We start from the raw sequence: 1,793 nt of genomic DNA on the forward strand, positions 1-1,793 counted from the left end.
CTCGCTGCGGAGCACCCGTATTCCGACTGGCTGAAGAACGTCAAAGAGCTTGAAGTCGACATCATCAAGGGCGAGGAACCGCGCCTCTTCGACAAGGAGATGCTGCTGCGCCGCCAGATGGTGGCGGGCTTTACGCTTGAATCCTCAGAACTGATCCTTGCGCCCATGGCCGAGGATGGCAAGGAAGCCATCGGTTCGATGGGCGACGACACGCCCGTGGCCGTGCTCTCACAGGAGTGCCGCCCGCTCTCGCACTTCTTCCGCCAGAGCTTCAGCCAGGTGACCAATCCGCCGGTCGATCCGCTGCGCGAAGACCGTGTGATGTCGCTAAAAACGCGCTTCAAGAACCTCGGCAATATCCTCACCACCGACGAGACTCAGCAGAACGTCTTCGTGCTGGAAAGCCCTGTCCTTTCGACCGGCATGTATCACCGGCTGATGGAAATTCTCGGCGATGGCGTCGAGCATATCGATTGCACCTTCCCGATGGCCGGCGTGCGTCAGGACGGGCGCGCGCTCAAGGAAGCGCTCTCGCGTATCCAGAAAGAGGCTGAAGAGGCCGTGCGCGCGGGCCGGGAGCATATTGTCCTTTCCGACGAGAACCAGGATCCGGAAAATGTCGCGATCCCGATGATCCTTGCGACCGGTGCCGTACACAGCCACCTCGTTGCCCAAGGCCTTCGTACCTTCTGCTCGCTGACAGTGCGCTCGGCAGAGTGTCTCGACACGCATTACTTCGCCGTTCTGGTCGGTGTCGGCGCCACCTGTGTGAACGCCTATCTGGCGCAGGAAGCCATTGCCGACCGCCACGAGCGCGGCCTGCTCGGCGATGAATCGCTCAACGTCTATGTCCAGAACTACAAGAAGGCGATCGAGGCGGGGCTTCTGAAGATCATGTCCAAGATGGGCATCTCGGTCATCTCGTCCTATCGCGGCGGCTACAATTTTGAGGCGCTTGGCCTCTCCCGCGCGCTGGTCGCTGACTATTTCCCCGGCATGACCAGCCGTATTTCCGGCATCGGTCTTGCCGGCCTGGAGGACAATGCGGTCGAGCGTCACGAGCTCGCCTTCGATGAGGATGTCATTTCGCTGCCGGTGGGCGGCTTCTACCGCCTGCGAGCGTCGGGAGAGCCGCACGCCCTCGACGGCAACCTCATCCACATGCTGCAGGCGGCCTGCGACCGCGGCGACTATGCGCTCTATGAACGCTATGTTGACGCCCTGGGTGGACGCGCACCCATTCAGTTGCGCGATCTTATCGACTTCAAGACCCGCAGCCAGACCTCCATCCCCCTGGAGCAGGTCCAGTCTGTGAATGAAATCCGCAAGCGCTTCGTGACCCCGGGCATGTCGCTCGGCGCGCTCAGTCCGGAGGCCCATGGCACGCTAAACGTCGCCATGAACCGGATCGGCGCGAAGTCGGTTTCCGGGGAGGGCGGTGAAATCCGCGAGCGGTATCGCCCGCTCCCCAACGGCGACAATATGAACTCGGCGGTCAAGCAGGTCGCCTCCGGCCGCTTTGGCGTGACGGCGGAATACCTCAATGAGTGCCGCGAGGTGGAGATCAAGATCGCTCAGGGGGCCAAGCCCGGCGAGGGCGGTCAGCTGCCGGGCTTCAAGGTCACCGAACTCATCGCCAAGAACCGGCATGCAACGCCGGGCGTGACCCTGATTTCTCCGCCGCCGCACCACGATATATATTCCATCGAGGACCTTGCCCAGCTCATCTATGACCTCAAGCAGATCAACCCGGACTGCCGGGTCTGTGTGAAGCTCGTCGCCCAGTCCGGCGT

General features: G+C 62.1%; 1 protein-coding gene. It reads left to right on the forward strand.

Annotated features, from left to right (window positions below):
• Positions 1-1,793 (forward strand): glutamate synthase central domain-containing protein (locus ABNU55_RS15665; RefSeq protein WP_348764593.1); only part of this gene is annotated, 1,793 nt, incomplete at both ends.

The organism is uncultured Henriciella sp., from assembly GCF_964005855.1.
Classification (GTDB): Bacteria; Pseudomonadota; Alphaproteobacteria; order Caulobacterales; family Hyphomonadaceae; genus Henriciella.